The organism is Ruegeria sp. CE9, from assembly GCF_056537425.1.
Genome location: NZ_JBQFRO010000039.1, coordinates 1 through 2,651 on the forward strand (window position 1 = coordinate 1; position 2,651 = coordinate 2,651).

At 57.5% G+C, this 2,651-nt stretch carries 3 protein-coding genes; all 3 read right to left on the reverse strand.

Features of this window, described 5'->3' with window-relative positions; all coding sequences use genetic code 11:
- The coding region (locus ACR0B3_RS23665; protein ID WP_480811197.1) for a 5-oxoprolinase subunit C family protein at positions 1–323 on the reverse strand (323 nt) is incomplete at its 3' end.
- Complete coding sequence (locus ACR0B3_RS23670; RefSeq protein ID WP_340297738.1) at positions 320–1,072, reverse strand: 5-oxoprolinase subunit B family protein; 753 nt, start codon at positions 1,070–1,072, stop codon at positions 320–322. The genes ACR0B3_RS23665 and ACR0B3_RS23670, both read right to left, overlap by 4 nt.
- Positions 1,073–1,149: 77 nt before the next feature.
- On the reverse strand, positions 1,150–2,475 hold the full coding sequence (gene gltX / locus ACR0B3_RS23675) for a glutamate--tRNA ligase (protein ID WP_480811198.1): 1,326 nt from the start codon (positions 2,473–2,475) through the stop codon (positions 1,150–1,152).
- Between the last annotated feature and the right edge of the window lie 176 nt (positions 2,476–2,651).

The following is a 2,651-nucleotide window of genomic DNA, read 5'->3' on the forward strand; positions in this document are numbered from 1 at the left end:
ACAGGCCCGATCTTCAGTTTCGCGCCCGCAGGCACAGCATGGGTTGCATTCCATGCCAAAGCACGCCCGTCCAAATCCGCGCGCATCTCGGCCCCCGTCAGCGCAATGACGCAGTCGCAGGTGGCGCTAAAGACACCGCCGAACCCTGCCATCTCTAACGCTGCAAAGTTGGGCGATTGCCCTAACAAGGCCGCGCCTTCTGCCATCGCTGCTATATCTATCGCCCCGCCGCGCGACACACCTTGGGCGACATAACCGTGCCACCCCAAATCCTGCACAGTCACGGCAGGCCCTGCTTGGTGAAAAAGAAAAGTTGCCGTCATGGCAGAGCCCGCCGTACAGCACCGCCATATGGCGCGGCGGCACATGACGTCTCAAATTCCGCCTCAGAAACAGGCCGAAGTGCAATTTCGTCTCCCGCCCGCAACATGAAGGCGGGGTCACGCGCGGGGTTAAACAGGCTGAGGCCCGTTTGACCAATATGCAGCCAGCCCGTTGGCGATGGCACGGAAAACAGAACAATCTGGCGAATTGCTGCAACCAACGCCCCTTTTGGCACCTGCGGATTTAGGGTTGCCTGTCTTGGGAAGTCCCAATTGGGTGGCAACTCTCCCAAATAGGGCTGTGACGGCGCAAACCCGATTGCCTGAACCCGAAGCGGGGTTGCACACAATTCTGCAACCGCCTCAGCCTGACTGACACCTGCGAACGAACAAGCCTGTTCGAATTCTGGGCCATATGCACCGCCAAAACAGGCAGGCACCTCCCAAAGCGCGCGCCCCTGAGGCAGGGATGCAGCATACCAATCGCGCTGCTTAAGAACCGCCGCGAGATCCTCGCGGAGTGCTTCAGGGGATACAAGCAGCGGGTCATACCGCAAAAGGACAGATTGCAGGGCGGTTGAGACTTCCAAAACCCCCGCCAGACCTGCCGCAGTCACCTCAGCAGCAAAGGCAAGGCTTGCGCGATTGCCTGCTTCGCTCAATTGATCGCCAAAGCGCACAACCAGTCCAGCATAACCCGTCTGGCAAATCTCGGGGAATTTTGGCGGTTTTGCGGCTTGCGCGTTCACGGGAACCTGAACCTTTCTATTTGCCACCCCAATGGTGATTAGGGTGGCATGAAAAAGGCCGTGCTTTCAACAGGCGCTTACAGCGTGGGCTTGTTTTGCAACAACTGCAAAAGATCGGCCATTTCAGGCCCACGCTCGCGCCCTGTCACAGCTTTGCGCAGCGGCATGAAAAGGGATTTCCCCTTGCGTCCTGTGGCGTCTTTCACCGCGTTCGTCCAGTTCGACCATGCCGCTGGCCCGTAAGGTGGCTCAGGCAGCAGGGCGAGGGCCTCGGCAATGAATGCTTGATCCTCTGCGTCTACCAATGGGGCCGCACCATCACGGCACAGCTGCCACCACCCCGCCAGATCATGCAGCGTGGTGATGTTTTCACGCGTCACCTGCCAGAATAGGGGTGCGAGATCATCTGGCACCCCCGCAGCCCGCACCGCATCTGCCACCACGCTTAAATCTTGCGCTGCCAGAATGCGTGCGGTCAGCGGATATAAATCATCAACATCAAATTTTGTCGGGGCCGCGCCAAAATGCGCCAAATCAAATCCAGCAGCCAACTCATCAAGACTGCTTGCAATCTCAACAGGTTGGGAGGATCCAAGCCGCGCCATCAACGACAACAACGCCATAGGATGCACCCCTGCCGCGCGCAAATCGCGCAAGGCCAAAGTGCCAAGTCGTTTCGATAACGCCTCACCCTGCGGGCCTGTCAAAAGTGAATGATGCGCGAAGTTAGGCGCAGCAAAGCCAAGGGCAGCCATAATCTGGATTTGTGTCGCTGTGTTGGTCACGTGATCCGACCCGCGCACAACATGGGTGATGCCCATATCTGTGTCATCGACCACCGAGGCCAATGTATACAAAAACTGCCCATCTTGACGGATCAAAACAGGGTCAGACAGGCTGGCCGCGTCAATCGACAAATCGCCCAAAATGCCATCCGTCCACTCGATCCGTTCTTGATCCAACAAGAACCGCCAAACGCCCATACCACGCTCCGCGCGCAATGCATCGCGCTCGGTCTCGCTCAATTTAAGCGCAGCGCGATCATAGACGGGCGGCTGCCCCATATTCAGTTGTTTTTTGCGCTTAAGATCGAGTTCTGTGGGCGTTTCAAACGCCTCGTAAAATCGTCCTTTGTCGCGCAAGTCTTGGGCGGCGGCCTCGTATCGATCAAGCCGCGCCGATTGGCGCTCCTCCTGATCCCAAGTCAGGCCCAGCCACTCCAAATCTTCGCGGATCGCATCCGCATATTCCTGCTTTGAGCGTTCGGGATCCGTATCATCAAGGCGCAAGATAAATTTGCCGCCTGTGCGCCGCGCAATCAGGTGATTGAACAAAGCCGTGCGCAGGTTGCCAACGTGCAAATAGCCAGTTGGGGACGGCGCAAAACGGGTGACTGTTGTCATGCTCGAAATCTCCTGTGTTTCAAGCGTCCCGTGTTTCACAGCCCATCAGATTTGTCCATATCACTGCGGGTGAGATGTTGCGAAATCCCATTAGCGAAAGCTTGGGCCGTGACACCACAAGGTCAGCGAATGGCGCGTGCCTTTGGTGACGGGCGTCACCCGATGCAACATGAAAG

Bases quoted from the DNA above. Each gene is read 5' to 3' on its own strand.
- gltX (WP_480811198.1), bottom strand. From the start codon at position 2,475: ATGACAACAGTCACCCGTTTTGCGCCGTCCCCAACTGGCTATTTGCAC.